The organism is Paenibacillus sp. 19GGS1-52 (genome assembly GCF_022369515.1).
Taxonomy (GTDB): Bacteria; Bacillota; Bacilli; order Paenibacillales; family Paenibacillaceae; genus Paenibacillus_AQ.
The window spans coordinates 1510227-1524744 of the sequence record NZ_CP059724.1 but is presented as its reverse complement, the minus strand read 5'-3'; the positions used below and the strand labels follow the sequence as shown (position 1 = coordinate 1524744).

Sequence of the window (14518 nt, the reverse complement as noted above, 5' to 3'; positions counted from 1 at the left end):
TTCTCCCCTCACTGAGGTTTAGCTGTAACGGCTGCTGCCGCACCGATGGCTCCGGCTGTATTTCCTAGTAATGCCGGTCTGATAACCACTGGGAACGGGGTATACAATCGTACTCTGTTGCTTATTTCATTTACGTAATAGCTGCCAGAATCAGCCACACCTCCGCCAATGACTACCATTTGCGGATTCAGCAGCGACACCGCGTTGGCAATGCCTGCCGCCATATGGTTCAGCGGCTTGTCCATAATCTGCAGAGCAGCGGCATCTCCCTTGGCTGCAGCTTCCAGCACATGCCTGGCACCGATCTGCTCTTCCCTGCTTGCAGCCAGTTCCGAAATCAGCGATCCCCTGCTGCCTGCTGCAAAATAAGCTCTGGCATGAGCAGTAATTCCGGTGCCTGATGCTACAGCTTCAAGCGGGCCGAATGAAGTCCCCGAAGCAGACGCCTGCTGAGTTTCACTGACTTCAACTACGAAATACCCAACTTCACCTGCTGTATAATCCGCACCTTTATACAGCTGGCCATTTAACAACAGCGCACTGCCAATGCCGGTTCCCACTGTAATCATCAGAACATGCTCTTTATTCTGGGCTGCACCCTTATCGCGCTCACCAAGAAGCGCAAGATTAACATCGTTATCCAAATAAAGCAGGCCTTTATAATAATTGCGTATCAGCGGCCTAATGTTCACAGCAGGCCAGGGCAGAGCTGGTGCATGGCTCAGAATACCCTCGGTATCACCTATCACCCCGGGAAAGCCGATACCGATGCCGATAAGCTGTTCGATCTCAAGTGGGAATCCTGCTAATAAGACCTGCAATTCTCCAAAGAGCCACTGAAAGAATCGCTCTGGACGGGAATGTGCAGTAGTTGCCCTCCGCTCTATAAGTACAATTTCACCAAGAGCATCCGTAATGCAGAACATCGTCTTCGTTCCTCCAATATCAATGCCCGCCTTATATCCTGTCATATTCTCTGATGTCAAAACTGATCTCTCCTTTAATTATCGCTTAATTCATCACGGATCTGCCCGTAAGCCGCCCGGGCCGCAGTATTGACTGCTCCAAGAACAACTGCCCGCTCCCCAAGCAGTGATCCGGCAAGCTTTGGTTTGACTGGGAAGCCGTTGTCAGTGAGCAATTGCAGACCTGAAATTAGGACATCTGCATATGCGCCAATTTCTCCACCCAGAACGATAAGTTCGGGAGCGACAATGACACTCAAATTATGGATGGTCCGTGCTAAGAATTCACAATAGATTTCATGAATCATAATCGCCAGTGAATCCCCCTGGCGCACCGCCCGAAATATAAGTTCAGGCGTTAACTCAGCTTCCTGGCGAAGCAAGGAAGACTGCTGCTCTGAGTTCAGATAATCCCGTGCTAACTGTAGCAATCCGTCTACGGACAAGACATCCTCCACTTTGGTCTCTTTACTTAGCAGCATATGTCCAAGCTCTCCCGCTGCTCCACCCATCCCTCTTAAGAGGCGTCCTTCCACAACTACTCCTGCGCCCACACCTGCACCAATCGCTAAGTAGGCAAACAGGTTGATCCCGTTAGCAATCCCATCGCTTTGCTCCGCCATAGTTGCCAAATTAACGTCATTTTCCAGCATGACCTTGCTAGGAAATAGCTGGGTCAGGGCTGGAAGGGAAATCGCCTCCTCAAAGCGCTTCAGCCCTGTCACAATTAGAGAGGAGCTTCCCGTCTCAGGCATGACTACAGCTGGTGTTCCGACTGAAATATAAGGAACCTGCCCCCAGTCCGCTCCATGGCGGAGGAGTAATTGCTCCACTCGTTCCAAGAGCAAATGTTGTAATGATTCAGGTGATCCAGCTGGTATTTCAAAATTATCTTCGTCAAGCAGTGAGCCATCCGGCCGGGCAAGCGCAAGCCGGACCCGGGTAGCGCCCAGGTCGATCCCGCACACATAATACGCCGCGTGATTAAATTCAAGCAAAGTAGATTTACGGCCCTGCGCATTCTCTCCTCTTCCAACCTCACGAATCCAGTTCTTATCGATCAGCCTTTGCACGGCAGAAGAGGCTGTTGGCTTACTGAGTCCTGTAACACGGCTTATCTCTGCCCTCGATACCTTACCGTGATGAAAGATCCGATCAAGCACCAATTGATCATTTAACCCACGGATATATTGGGGGTCTCCTTTACGAACAGACATCAAATACCTCTTCTCTTATATTGTAAAGAAACTTTACTAACTATATGAATGCTATTATACGAAAATAAGATCGAAAGCGTCAATCCTGAATATTTGAACTCTGCCCATGAATCTGGTAGACTGTCCACCAAGTCGACTAACACAGAACAAGCGATAATATTCATGGAAGCAGCAAGGAGATGATTAGATTTGCATAGCGTGGAACTTCAGCCGCTCATTCGCGGCCTCACTGACCTGGAAATAAGCAGCTGTCTGATCACCGAAAAAGGTACAGCAGTGCTGGAATACTACGATGAACCCCAAGCAGCCACAGAACTCAGCAAAATAAATTCCTGCACTAAAAGTGTACTCGCAGCACTGATCAGCATAGCCATAGATCAACATATGGTGCCGCCTCCCCATACGCCCATTCTTGAGTTCTTCCCCCAGTTGGAACAAGATAGTGACATTCGAAAACGTCAGATCACCCTTGCCCATCTGTTAACGATGTCCTCCGGCTTTAACTGGACCGAATTTGGCGGGCAAAATTCTTTCCCTACAATGACCAAGACGGCGGACTGGGTACAATTTGTACTGTCCCAGCCGCTCGCCGATTTACCAGGGACACGAATGGTCTACAACTCCGGTAACTCCCAGCTATTATCGGCTATTCTGAGACAAGCCACGGGACAATCAGTAGCCGAATTTGCGGAAGAACGGCTGTTCCAGCCGCTTGGTATTACGGACTACCGCTGGGATACCGATCCGCAGGGTATTCATACTGGCGGCTTCGGGCTGTATCTTAAACCACAGGATATGAGCACATTCGGCCAGCTCTATCTGCAGCAGGGACGCTGGGAAGGAGAGCAGCTCATTACTTCTGCAACCGTACAGCATTCCACTTCTCCACTTATTGAAGTGAAACCACCGCATACGGGATTTTATGGCTGGCACTGGTGGATTTCTTCCTTTTCCAGCGGGATAGAGCACCAAGATGAGGTTTTTTATCATTATGCACGCGGCTTCGGAGGTCAATTTATCATCGTTGTGCCCTCCTCTGAACTCGTGTGCGTCATCACCAAGAATAAACATCGGAAGAAGAGTGCGCCTGTTGACGTATTCCGTCAGTACATCGCGCCTTATTTTCTATACCAAGGAGGAAGATGATAGATGAGCAAATACTGGAGTAAAACGACTGCCTCCCTCACTCCCTACGTTCCCGGTGAGCAGCCCAAAGACCGCAATATCATCAAGCTGAATACCAATGAGAATCCTTACCCTCCTTCAGAGGCTGTATTACAAGCGCTTCGTAGTGCAGTAGACGACAGCCTACGCTTATATCCTGATCCGCACGGCAGCCGATTGATCCATGCCATTGCCCAAACCTACGGGGTGGCCGTAGATGAGGTATTCGTTGGCAATGGTTCGGACGAGATTTTAGCATTTGCCTTCCAAGCCTTTTTTGACCACGATCAGCCTGTGCTGTTCCCGGATGTTACTTACAGCTTCTATACCGTATATGCCGATCTATTTCGCTTGCCCTATACGGCAGTTCCGCTTGATGAGCATTTTCAGATCGTCCCTGAATCCTTCTTTATCCCGAATGGGGGAGTGATTGTGCCCAATCCCAATGCTCCAACCGCAATCCATTTGCCCCTTAGCGAAGTTAGGAAGCTGCTCGACAAGAATACGGAGCAAGTTGTCATTCTGGACGAAGCCTATATTGACTTCGGAGGCGAATCCGCCATCCCGTTGATCCATGAATATCCGAACCTACTGGTAGTGCAAACTTTATCCAAGTCGCGCTCTTTGGCTGGATTGCGGGTAGGTTACGCTATCGGCCCGCCTGAGCTGATCGAAGGATTAAACCGTATCAAGAACTCTTTTAATTCATACACCTTGGATCGTTTGGCCTTGGCAGGAGCAGAAGCGAGCTTCGCGGACAAGACTCATATTCAGGAGAATATTATGCGGATTGTGAGTACCAGAGACTGGACAACGGCACAGCTATCAGAACTAGGGTTTCAGCTCACCCCTTCCACAGCCAATTTCCTCTTTGTCTCACATTCCACCGTTCCCGCCCAGCGAATATTCCAGAAGCTGCGAGAGCATGGAATTCTGGTGCGATATTGGCCTAAAGCGCGCATCGATAACCATCTGCGGATTACTATAGGAACTGATGATGAGATGCAGAAGTTGATTGAGGCCATGAAGGTTATTTTGAAGGAAGGTTAGACAAAAAGCCCACATCTTGATACCACGGTGTGGGTAGCCAATTCTCTTGCAAATTTTAATTAGAAAAGAGGTGGACCTAAATACAAGTTAAGAAATTCCTTAAACCAATGTTTGTAACGATGGTTGTTTTTACCCTATGCCTTAGTTCTGCAACTGTCTTTGCAAAAGCCAACAATGTAAATAATTTAAAAAGCAAAATTGACAAAATAAATCAAAACGAAATTGATGACTCAATATCTAAATTATACAAAAACGAAATAGCGCCTTCACTCATAGCCCGCAGACAAGATCTTGTATATTCAGACGTATCCGACCAAGCGATAACCGCCGCAACACTTTCCGAACCTCTTCCCATTTTGGCTACAAACGTTAATTATAAGAAAGGTGAGGATTTCAAGAGCAAACTAAAGCACTCAGGGTGGCAGTTTATCGTTAATGCGGACAACAAGCCAATAGCTGTATTTACGGTGGAAAAACAGAATGCTGAATATGCAGTTACATATGTGATGAATGAAAATTTTGCAAAAGCCATTTCAGATGCATTAGGTCAGCTTAATGGTAGTCCACCTGTAATTTTGCCCATTGGCGGGTACTTCTTCATTGCTGATAGCGATGACAATGTTGCACTTGCCAAACCGCTAAACGACAATGTTGCCAATGCAAAATATGAACTTAAAACCTTTGATGAGCTAAACAACGCTGAAAATAGGACTATTGATTATTACAGCAATCAGACCGAAGTCATTGATGGAGGAAGCGTTGAAATCGAAGATCAAAAATTAAAAATAACTAATTACAAGCAAAGAGCCTGCCCTCATCCCCAACAGGACAAAGGCAGGCTCTTTCACCTGCAGTTACGCAGCAGCATTTAATTCCGCCACTTCATAAACTTATAATCAAGCACATCCACTAGCAGAAACAATACAAAACCCACGAGACTGAACAGCATAATCCCTGCGTACATCTCCGGGTAATCGAGCCTTAACCAGGCGTCCATAATGAAAAAGCCCATGCCGTGCTCCGTACCATAAATCTCCGTGAAAAAAAGAACAGAAATCGCTGTTCCGAGTGAAATCCGGATCGTACTGAGAATAACGGACAACGCGCCGGGCAGCGTTACATTCCAGAATTTCTGCGCGGTGCTGGCTCCAATACTGGTTAAGACATCATAAGTGCTGTCGGGAATCGCTTTGACTCCATCTCTCACGGAAATGATGACTTGAAAGAGCAGGATCAGCATAATCATCAGAATTTTGGAAACCTCACCAAGTCCGAAGAACAGCATCACCACGGGCAGCAAAGCAATCTTGGGTACGGGATACGTCAGATAGACCACCGGGTCCAAGAGCTTATTCCAAACCTGGGAGCGCCCCATAAGCAGGCCAATAAGCAGACCCACAATTAACGCTATAATCACCCCGGCAAAAATACGAAACAGACTGTAGCTGATATTAAGCCAAAGGTCCTTCGCTTCCAAATGTGCCATTGCATTATAAACAGCCAAGGGACTAGGCAGGATGGGATGATGCATCAGCAAAAAGGCGATATACCAGACCACATTCATACATAGAAACACCAATAACAGCCTTGCTAGATGATGGAGCCGCCGTATGTTTACCATTTCTCCTGCATTACCTTTCTGATTACCTTAGTCTGCTCAAAGAATTCATCGCTGTCCCGTTTCTGCTCATGCTTCATTTGAAATACGGAATGATTATCGACAATCTCCGGCATCTCTTCCTTGTTGGAGGGCATGATGATTACTTTTTGACCGAGCAGAATCGCTTCTTCCACATCATGGGTCACAAATAACGTCGTAGCCGGGTTCGCCAGCCAATTGTCCAAAAAGAGCTCTTGGAGCGTTTCCCGTGTGATCGCATCGAGCGCGGAAAATGGCTCGTCCAGCAATAGAATCGTCGGCAGAATTGCAAAAGCGCGGGCAATCGCCACTCTTTGCTGCTGACCCCCACTAAGTGAAAGTGGATAACGTCCCGCTAATTCAGCGATTCCCATAGACGTTAGCCAATGCTTGATCTGCGCTTCCTGCTCGCGTTTAGGCCGCCCTGCAGGATGAGTTATCTTCATCGCGATCCCGATGTTGGCTTGAACCGTTTTCCAAGGCAACAATCCGTAGTTCTGCGGAACAAGGCCGATCAGCGTTTCTTTGGCATGCACCGATTTCCCGTTAAACAGCAGTTCTCCCGTATAGCTCGGCAGCAGGCCGGCAATGGCTCGCAATAACGTAGACTTTCCGCTGCCGGACGGTCCGATAATCGTATAAATCCCATGCTCCGGCAACACCAATTCAACGTGCCCTAACGCCAATTGTCCGCCCTTGTATTCCACTTTCAGATCTTTGATGCTCAGTCCGTTATTTCTTGAATTGGACATCAGAGATCACATCTTCAGCCGCTATATTTTTAGTAAGTAGTCCCACTTCTCGCGCCCAGGCAAAAGCGGCCTCCACTTGTTTCACATCCACTTGATTGGCTGGCAGGTAGTCAGGCACTTTAATATCAGCTTTTAATGTATCAGGATACCCAACTTCTTTGATGATCAGATCGATATAATCGGCTTGGTCATGGGATTTCATAAAGCCAACCGCTTCATCATAGGCAGCATACATGGCTTGAATAGCCGGCCCTTTGGCATCAATGGCGCTCTGTGGGAAAGCAAGCACAAACGGATTCACGCCAGCCGCTATAGTAGAGCTCAATACACGCAGGCCCGCAGCTTTACCCATGGTCACAAAAGGCTCCGGCAAAATAGCCGCGTCAGCCTTATTATTCTTAAGCAGCTCAAGCCGGGTCGGAATTTGTGGTACCTCTGTTACCTTAACATCGTCTTGCGTCAGGCCCGCCTGCTTCAGGATCATGGCCACCGTATATTGTGTAGACGTATTTTTGGACAAAATCACGGACTTTCCTTTAAGATCCTTCACATCCTTGATCTCATCATTGCCAGTCAGCAAATCGAATTCACCAAAGGTTGTGCTCGTAATCTTCACATCAAGCCCGGCCTCATTATAAATGGCTATTGCGACCAGATCTGCGCTGAGCCCGTCCACCTTACCCGCTTGAAAAGCCACATCGCGATCTTTAGCGCTCTTAAACGTCTGAATCGCCAGATTCACACCATGTTCCTTATCAAAGCCTTGGGAATGAGCAACTATAAAAGGAATGGCATCAATTGAGGGCAATAATCCCAGTGACAACGTTGGCGTTTCTGCCGCCGGGGATGCTGCCGCATCTCCTGTACCTTCCGTATTGACATTTTTCGCTGTACTGCAGCCAACTGCAAGGGTACTAATGATAGCTACGAGCATAAACAGCATAAGTATTTTTTTCATTGATGTTCTCTTCATGAATCTCTCCAGCCTCCATATTCTTGTCTGTAATCAACGCATTTCTTTGCGCAAAAATTCACAAATAGGCATGTGAATAATCCTTCAAACTTGTGTGGTAAGTTTCAAGTAATGCAATTTTACACTAAACATAATATTTTGTATATTTATAAATTGATATAGTTCAGGAGATACCGCATAAGAATAGACCGATTTGAATATCGCAGTGAACTGCATAAAATAACAGCAGAAACCTTGGACATTAGCGGTAAACAATTGGGTTAATACTACTCTAAACAATGTCTCCCATCAGGGGACATTGTTCTTCTGTATAAGCACAAAACCCTATTAACACACAATGTTCACTAATGAATCTGTGTTTTCCTCGTGGACATATCTTTTAAATATTACTTTTCATGTTATAATGAAAGCGTAGCCAAAGTGGTTGAGATACTATTATTTCATCGCCCAAGGAGGATGGAGAACATGCTAGCAGGACTTAAAGAGCTTAAAAATTGGGTATCAGGAATTTGGCAGCCTTGGATGGCTTCAGGAGATGAAGATTACCGGAATATGGAGTACACCGTAGAGCGTCATTTGCACAATCCTCAATCGCCAAACAGACTCACCTATGAGGAAGAGGCCCGCAATAAGATTGTTAAATACCATTAATTTCTCCTACAATAGATACAGGTTAACCAAATAGCGATTTAGTGACATAAGGCCCCTAAGCCGGAAGAAATTCCGACTTATGTGGTCTTTTTATTTTGAGGTATACTGGCCACTACAACCTCCAGTACGTCTTTTACCATTGTTTCCACTTTGAGACCTTGAGTATTCTGACTCCAATACAATGCCGACCCGAATATGCCCCAACTAATGACAAGAGCTGTAGCTTCCACTTGCGAAACGCCAATATCGCTCTCCTCCTTTAACCATTTGAGCAGGATTCGGTGAACTTCCTTTTGCATTGCAATTTCAAACATCGGTTCAAATTGCTTATCTCCTGGAGTTATATATTGTCTAAATTCGGTAAGAAATTCGAATACGGTTTGGATGAGGGTAGGCAAACATTCGAAATTAAATTGGTGGGGTAACCTTTTCTTCAAGATAATCTGGGACTTTTCCAACATCCAGTTCTCGAGAAACGCAAATTTATCGTCAAAATGGGCATAAAAAGTAGCGCGATTCACTGTCGCTCTAGTCGTAATATCGTGCACAGAAATGGAGTAGATATTCTTCTTTTGCTCGAGCAGTTCCGTAAAGGCCTGCGTTAGTAATTGACGCGTTCGCCTTACTCGAGGATCATTAAGGTTCATTGGCATACTCTATCTCCCCTACTTATGAAAACCAACAAAACTACATAAAATGTTGCTAACGCAACGAAAACTACTTTTTGCTGGTTGTCCGAAATGCTCAAATTTCTTATGCTTTATATATAAAATGTATTTTACACGTCATCATTCGTATAAACAACACTGCACTGTTATCTTCAGATGGATGGACCCATTCGTTTAAGTAGAGAAAGGATGATTATTGTCATGATTATTGTTACAGGAGCCAACGGGAAATTGGGAAGGGCGGTTGTAGAGCAACTGCTTAAGCGTGTTCCGGCCGAGCAGATTGCTGTGAGTGTCCGCGACCTGAATAACGCACAGGAACTTAAGGATTGTGGAGTTCGTGTCCGTCAGGGTAATTTCGACGATGCCGATAGTCTCCTCCACGCCTTTGAAGGAGCAGCACAGGTTCTCATCGTATCTTCCGGAATCATGGGGAAGGCGGGTATTCGTCAACATCAAACAGCGATTGAAACTGCAAAGAAGGCCGGTGCTAGTCGGGTGTTATACACAAGTCACATGGGTTCTTCCCCGACGTCACACTTTCCTCCTATGCTCAACCATGCTGCAACAGAAGAATTGTTACAAGCTTCAGGCATTGCCTACACGTCGCTACGTAACGGCTTCTACACAATGTTAGCGGGTATGTTAATCGGAAGAGCAATCAAAGTAGGGGAATTGATCACTCCTGAGGACGGTCCAGTTGCCTGGACATCTCACTCCGATTTGGCCGAAGCCACTGCAGCTATCCTAAGTGAGCAGAAATTCGATGGCCCGACTCCTAACCTTACAGCCTCCGAGGCGATGGATATGGACGGTCTCGCGGCGATTGCTTCGGAGATCATCGGCCAACCCTTACGCCGAATTGTCGTGTCGGACAAAGAATATCAGGCCCTTTTACAATCTCAAGGTCAACCTGAGGATAGGGTTAACATGCTAATGGGTATGTTTCTTGCGAGCCGTAATAAAGAATTCGCACAAACCAGTACCGCTCTAGCTAACCTAATCGGTCGAGCCCCGATGAATATTAGAGAAGTCTTGAAAAAGTCCATTTCTCTCCATACTAACGAATGACATAAGTTCAATAAAAGTAAGTCTCGATGGTGTCTAAGATATCATCGGGATTTTTTCTATTAGTGCCTTTATAGGTCAATGCTAGTTCCTGCAGGCTATCCCTTGATCGGTAGCATCCAAAAGCGGTCGTTCTCGTGTAAGAAGATTCATGCTCACCTTTCAACTTTGAGAAGATAGCAAGATCAACATATTTCCCCTTTTCGAACTCATGTTGCCTCAATACTCCCTCTTTGTGGAAACCAAGCCTAGACATCAATCGGATCGACGCCTCATTTTCCGGTTCCACTTTCGCCTCAATTTTATTTAACTCCATAGTCAAAAAACCAAAATCCAAGATACAATTAACTACCTCTGTCATGATACCCTTGCCCCAAAAGTTAGGAACTAAGTCATAACCAATTTCTATACGATTGTGTGTCTTCTCATAATTCAAAAAACCGCATGTCCCAATCACTTTTTTGGACTCACTATCTTCAATCATCCACCGTAATCCAGTTTGTTCTTTGAAAATCCTCTGATACCATTGCATTTCATTTACTGCATCCTCAACAGAATCGAAGGGTTCGAACTCCATATATTTCACAACATCTTCGTTTGAATAAAGCTCAAAAATATCATAACGATCATTCTCTTCCTCTTTCCTTAATGTATATCGTTCTGTCTTTAACTGGGGGAATTCAACAAAGGTGAATCCTGAATTCATACTAACCCTCCTTTTTCATTGTAATTATATAACAATATTCCAGTTATCTGAATTGCATTTATAGAGTAGATACGCAACCTAAATAAATGAGCCGCCCTGTATGTGCAGGACGGCTCATTTATTTAGGTATGGTAGATCCCCAGGTCTCGTCTTCGAAGCCTGCTTGATGGGGTTATTCTTTGACGCCGCCCAGCGCTACGCCCGCGATAATATAACGGGATAACAGGAAGTAAACCACGAACAGCGGTAAGGCTGTCAGCGCGAGTCCTAAATAGATTGAGCCGAACTCCGACTTGTATATATCCCCGCGCAGCAAGCTGACCATGATTGGCATCGTATACTTTTCTTTCTGTGTAAGCAGTATCAGCGGCATGAACAGGTTGTTCCAGTTCCCCACGAAGGCAAAGATCGCCTGCGTCGCCACTGCCGGAACCATCAACGGTAAGATGATCCGATTAAATGTTTTGAATTCATTGGATCCGTCTACACGTGCTGCTTCCACGATCTCTATCGACAGCGTTGCCAGCAGATATTGGCGCATAAAGAACACTACCGCCGGCGCTGCAATCGCAGGCAGAATCAACGGAAGAAAGCTGTTGGTCCAATGTATCTTATACATGAACTGATAGAATCCAATTGCACTTGCCTGGGAAGGAATCATCATCACGCATAAAATAAAAGTAAAGAATGCCCCACGCAGCTTCCAGCTATAGGTCACCAGCCCGTAAGCCGCCAGGGATGAGAAGTAGACCGTTAAGAGGGTTGCTGAAGCAGAGATAATAAACGAATTCATGAACCCTTGAATGGGATCGAAACTCTTGTCGAGCAGCGCCCTCAGGTTGGTCATCATATGGGACGAAGGAAGCAGTGAGAGACCGCTTTGAATTTCCGCCGTAGAACGGGTGGCATTTATAAACATGATCCAAAACGGGAGGATGCTGAGCACTGCCAGAGAGATGCAGACGATATAGATAATCGTCTTGTTGATCCTCCGGGTGACGTTTCCGCCTTTTTGATTATTGTTCATGTGCTACGCCCCCCTTATGGCTGCTCTTGGCGGATTTTTTCTCCATTTTAAGTATTTTTTTCATTTTTTCCGCGTCGCGGTCACGCATTAGATAGAACACAAATGCAGACAATATCCCTGAAATCACGAACATGATCATGCTCGCCGCTGCAGCACGATTGTACAAATAGCTTCCCTTAAAGGCTTGCCCATAAATAAACATGGACGTGGTAAGCGTAGAGTCATCCGGTCCGCCTGCAAGGAAGAGCTGCGGAATATCAAACATGGTCAAACCACCGACCATCGATGTAATCAGCGTGAATAACAAAATCGTACGTAAACTTGGCAGCGTGATACGGAAGAAGGTTTGAACTCCGTTTGCACCGTCAATTGACGCAGACTCGAAGAGCGCTGGATTGATACCCATAACGCCTGCGATAAGAATGATCATGGTGTTACCGTACCACATCCAGAACTGGATGAACGCCACAATCCCCCTTGCTGTTGTCTTATCCTGAAGGAAGAAAATCGGTGCGTCAGACCAGCCCATCATTTCAAAAAAGCTGTTTACCGGACCCATTGGATAGCCAAACAGAGTGCTGAAAAGCAAGGCGATTGTACCTGCAGTAATAATATTAGGCATATAGAGCAGAACCTTGAAAAAGCCTTGTCCCTTAATTTTAAGACGCTGGTTAGTGAACCATGCAGTGAGTAAAAGCGCAAGAAGGATCTGGGGAACGAAGTTTAGGATCCAGAGCAACCCGGTGTTCATTAGAGACTTTCTGAAAGAAACATTATCAAAGATAAGATCTTTGAAGTTCTGAAAAGGATTATCCAAAATATGTATTGGTTTTGGTATTAATCCTTGCAAATCGGTGAACCCTATGAATGCGGTGTACAAAATAGGATATAACGAGAAAATCAGAAATGCCAAAACAAACGGAAATGTAAAAATATAGCCGAATTTAGAGTAGTTCACACCTTTGCGGCGCATGCTCTCACCTCTTTAGTTGATATGAAGGGGCGGGATGACTCCCCCGCCCCTTCGATTGCTTTTTATTCGCTATCGATATTAAGTTGATCTTTGACTTGCTGTTTGAAAGTTTCGATCGCTTTAGCACGGTCCTTGTTGCCTGCAGTATATTCGCGTACTTGATCACGCCAGAGCTTGTTGATCGTTTCGTCGAATGCGGTCAAGTTGTTGCCGGAAGCGTTGGCGTTAGCCGGAACAAAGATGTCGAACATGTTCTGTCCGCCAAGCATTGCTATTTCGCCATTAGATTTATCCATAACAACGGAGGAAGCAACGCTGTCCTTCGTACCTTGCTCGCCATCTTTCATCGTTCCGTTAGCCCAGTTGTACTGGAGTCCGGTTTCAGAAGTATCGAGCGTTACCCACTTGATGAAGTCTGCAACAGCTTGTTTCTTGGCATCGTCCTTGGTTACGTCTTTGTTAGCGAGCAACCAGGTGCCTCCCCAGAAGAAGCCTGTTGGCGGCTCAGTAACTGCCCAGTCACCGGATGTATCCTTTGCATGGTCCTTAAACGTATAGTTAATGAGCCAAGCAGGACCGAAGAAACCGAAGACAGGTTTTGCGCCAGTGCCGTTCATATCGGCGAACCAGGCTTCTTGCCAATCTGTCGTATCGTTGTAGTAGCCATTGTCTTTCAGCTTCTTGGAGAGATCAAGGAATTCTTCACGCTTCGGATCAATATGCAACTTGCCATCGACAATCCAGCCTTTGTCAGAACTGTTTTCGACCGCGTGCCAAACATCGCCGTCGCCGGAAACTGCGGCATATCCTTTAGCTTTCAGCTTTTCAGCTGCACTGAAGAATTTATCCCAGCCTGGACCGATTTCAGTCTTGATAGCAGCCGGGTCATCTGTTCCAAATACTTCCTTGGCAAGCGAGCGGCGATAGATAAAGGCTCCACCTGTTGCCTGATAGCCAAGACCTTTCAGCTGGCCGTCTTTGCTGCCGATATCTACAGAATATTGAGCAATGCCTGCGTCCTTAACCATTTGATCGGTAAGGCCCAGGTCAGCGTAGTTGGCGGCAAAAGTGGATGCATCGCCTTGTGTATATTTGAGTACGAACGCCCCTTCAGCTGCATATATATCCGGTGCATCTTTTCCGCCAGCGGCCAGGGCCTGGTCAAGAGCTGGCTGATAGGCTCCATCTGTAGTTGCGACAATCGTAGTTTTGAACTCTACATTCGCCTCAGGGTGGACTTCCATATACTTTTTGGTCATGTTCGGAATCTCATCCGTGAAGCTATAGAGATTGATGGTGACTTTTTCACCAGTTCCGGCTGCTGGTGCTGTTGTAGCCTCTGCTGCTGTTGTGGCTGCTGGAGCTGTAGTTGCGTTTGCGTTAGATGAGTTTGAGTTGCCTCCACATGCTGCTAGAGCAGATGACATCAAGACCAGCGTAGAAACCCCCGCTAAAACACGTTTCATACTTTTCATACTTTGCCTCCCCTTTTTATATTGAAACCTCGGTTTTATGTAACCGCATACATAGTATAAAGCCTATGGCTCTCTGGCATAAGGAACCTAATTATAGGAAAACTTCCACTATTTTTGGATTTCGCACCGAACAAGGCATAAAAAAAGACACCAAAGGATTTCTACCTTGGTGTCTCCATTTGTCTAATAG

General features: G+C 46.0%; 15 protein-coding genes. 5 read left to right on the top strand and 10 right to left on the bottom strand.

What is annotated here, in order from left to right:
• Positions 1-8: 8 nt before the first annotated feature.
• Together H1230_RS07220 and H1230_RS07215 are read right to left on the bottom strand one after the other, a co-directional pair.
• The gene (locus H1230_RS07220) at positions 9-986 is read right to left on the bottom strand and encodes an ROK family protein (protein WP_239714847.1); all 978 of its coding nucleotides are present in this window, start codon (positions 984-986) and stop codon (positions 9-11) included.
• Between the two features lie 14 nt (positions 987-1000).
• Complete coding sequence (locus tag H1230_RS07215; RefSeq protein ID WP_239714846.1) at positions 1001-2182, bottom strand: ROK family transcriptional regulator; 1182 nt, start codon at positions 2180-2182, stop codon at positions 1001-1003.
• A 189-nt stretch (positions 2183-2371) separates the two neighbouring features.
• On the opposite strand from H1230_RS07215, the gene H1230_RS07210 reads away from it, so the two are divergent.
• The 3 genes from H1230_RS07210 to H1230_RS07200 all read left to right on the top strand — a co-directional run bounded on the left by H1230_RS07210 (position 2372) and on the right by H1230_RS07200 (position 5268).
• The gene (locus H1230_RS07210; RefSeq protein WP_239714845.1) at positions 2372-3328 is read left to right on the top strand and encodes a serine hydrolase domain-containing protein; all 957 of its coding nucleotides are present in this window, start codon (positions 2372-2374) and stop codon (positions 3326-3328) included.
• A 3-nt stretch (positions 3329-3331) separates the two neighbouring features.
• Complete coding sequence (gene hisC / locus H1230_RS07205) at positions 3332-4396, top strand: histidinol-phosphate transaminase (RefSeq protein ID WP_239714844.1); 1065 nt, start codon at positions 3332-3334, stop codon at positions 4394-4396.
• A gap of 107 nt (positions 4397-4503) precedes the next feature.
• Positions 4504-5268 carry a hypothetical protein gene (locus tag H1230_RS07200; protein ID WP_239714843.1) on the top strand — a complete coding sequence of 255 codons (765 nt, stop codon included), beginning with the start codon at positions 4504-4506 and terminating at the stop codon, positions 5266-5268.
• Here the strand turns inward: H1230_RS07200 and H1230_RS07195 are convergent.
• The 3 genes from H1230_RS07195 to H1230_RS07185 are packed head-to-tail and all read right to left on the bottom strand — an operon-like array spanning position 5265 to position 7760.
• Positions 5265-5960, bottom strand: a complete 696-nt coding sequence (locus H1230_RS07195) for an ABC transporter permease (RefSeq protein ID WP_239714842.1) — start codon at positions 5958-5960, stop codon at positions 5265-5267. The genes H1230_RS07200 and H1230_RS07195 overlap by 4 nt on opposite strands.
• A 50-nt stretch (positions 5961-6010) precedes the next feature.
• Positions 6011-6787, bottom strand: a complete 777-nt coding sequence (locus tag H1230_RS07190) for an ABC transporter ATP-binding protein (RefSeq protein WP_239714841.1) — start codon at positions 6785-6787, stop codon at positions 6011-6013.
• Positions 6768-7760 carry an ABC transporter substrate-binding protein gene (locus tag H1230_RS07185; RefSeq protein ID WP_239714840.1) on the bottom strand — a complete coding sequence of 331 codons (993 nt, stop codon included), beginning with the start codon at positions 7758-7760 and terminating at the stop codon, positions 6768-6770. The genes H1230_RS07190 and H1230_RS07185 overlap by 20 nt, the downstream gene beginning before the upstream one ends.
• A gap of 465 nt (positions 7761-8225) precedes the next feature.
• Between H1230_RS07185 and H1230_RS07180 the strand changes: the two genes are divergently transcribed.
• Positions 8226-8411, top strand: a complete 186-nt coding sequence (locus H1230_RS07180) for a hypothetical protein (protein WP_239714839.1) — start codon at positions 8226-8228, stop codon at positions 8409-8411.
• A 77-nt stretch (positions 8412-8488) separates the two neighbouring features.
• Here H1230_RS07180 and H1230_RS07175 read toward each other — a convergent pair whose 3' ends face one another.
• Positions 8489-9064 (bottom strand): TetR/AcrR family transcriptional regulator, encoded by a 576-nt coding sequence (locus H1230_RS07175; RefSeq protein ID WP_239714838.1) that lies wholly within the window; start codon positions 9062-9064, stop codon positions 8489-8491.
• A gap of 171 nt (positions 9065-9235) precedes the next feature.
• Between H1230_RS07175 and H1230_RS07170 the strand changes: the two genes are divergently transcribed.
• Positions 9236-10150 (top strand): SDR family oxidoreductase, encoded by a 915-nt coding sequence (locus H1230_RS07170; RefSeq protein WP_345773405.1) that lies wholly within the window; start codon positions 9236-9238, stop codon positions 10148-10150.
• Between the two features lie 7 nt (positions 10151-10157).
• Here the strand turns inward: H1230_RS07170 and H1230_RS07165 are convergent, their stop codons facing one another.
• The 4 genes from H1230_RS07165 to H1230_RS07150 all read right to left on the bottom strand — a co-directional run bounded on the left by H1230_RS07165 (position 10158) and on the right by H1230_RS07150 (position 14328).
• Positions 10158-10853 carry a GNAT family N-acetyltransferase gene (locus tag H1230_RS07165; protein ID WP_239714836.1) on the bottom strand — a complete coding sequence of 232 codons (696 nt, stop codon included), beginning with the start codon at positions 10851-10853 and terminating at the stop codon, positions 10158-10160.
• 172 nt (positions 10854-11025) lie between these two features.
• On the bottom strand, positions 11026-11880 hold the full coding sequence (locus H1230_RS07160) for a carbohydrate ABC transporter permease (RefSeq protein ID WP_154121615.1): 855 nt from the start codon (positions 11878-11880) through the stop codon (positions 11026-11028).
• On the bottom strand, positions 11870-12853 hold the full coding sequence (locus tag H1230_RS07155; protein WP_239714835.1) for a carbohydrate ABC transporter permease: 984 nt from the start codon (positions 12851-12853) through the stop codon (positions 11870-11872). Before H1230_RS07155 ends, H1230_RS07160 begins: the two co-directional genes overlap by 11 nt.
• A 62-nt stretch (positions 12854-12915) precedes the next feature.
• Positions 12916-14328: an ABC transporter substrate-binding protein gene (locus H1230_RS07150; protein ID WP_239714834.1), complete on the bottom strand. Its 1413-nt coding sequence runs from the start codon at positions 14326-14328 to the stop codon at positions 12916-12918.
• Between the last annotated feature and the right edge of the window lie 190 nt (positions 14329-14518).

Coding starts and splice junctions, on each gene's coding strand:
- H1230_RS07215 (WP_239714846.1), bottom strand. CDS start 2,182: ATGTCTGTTCGTAAAGGAGACCCCCAATATATCCGTGGGTTAAATGAT.
- H1230_RS07200 (WP_239714843.1), top strand. CDS start 4,504: ATGTTTGTAACGATGGTTGTTTTTACCCTATGCCTTAGTTCTGCAACT.
- H1230_RS07180 (WP_239714839.1), top strand. CDS start 8,226: ATGCTAGCAGGACTTAAAGAGCTTAAAAATTGGGTATCAGGAATTTGG.
- H1230_RS07190 (WP_239714841.1), bottom strand. CDS start 6,787: ATGTCCAATTCAAGAAATAACGGACTGAGCATCAAAGATCTGAAAGTG.
- H1230_RS07195 (WP_239714842.1), bottom strand. CDS start 5,960: ATGAATGTGGTCTGGTATATCGCCTTTTTGCTGATGCATCATCCCATC.
- hisC (WP_239714844.1), top strand. CDS start 3,332: ATGAGCAAATACTGGAGTAAAACGACTGCCTCCCTCACTCCCTACGTT.
- H1230_RS07155 (WP_239714835.1), bottom strand. CDS start 12,853: ATGCGCCGCAAAGGTGTGAACTACTCTAAATTCGGCTATATTTTTACA.
- H1230_RS07150 (WP_239714834.1), bottom strand. CDS start 14,328: ATGAAAAGTATGAAACGTGTTTTAGCGGGGGTTTCTACGCTGGTCTTG.
- H1230_RS07170 (WP_345773405.1), top strand. CDS start 9,236: ATGGATGGACCCATTCGTTTAAGTAGAGAAAGGATGATTATTGTCATG.
- H1230_RS07165 (WP_239714836.1), bottom strand. CDS start 10,853: ATGAATTCAGGATTCACCTTTGTTGAATTCCCCCAGTTAAAGACAGAA.
- H1230_RS07175 (WP_239714838.1), bottom strand. CDS start 9,064: ATGCCAATGAACCTTAATGATCCTCGAGTAAGGCGAACGCGTCAATTA.
- H1230_RS07160 (WP_154121615.1), bottom strand. CDS start 11,880: ATGAACAATAATCAAAAAGGCGGAAACGTCACCCGGAGGATCAACAAG.
- H1230_RS07185 (WP_239714840.1), bottom strand. CDS start 7,760: ATGAAGAGAACATCAATGAAAAAAATACTTATGCTGTTTATGCTCGTA.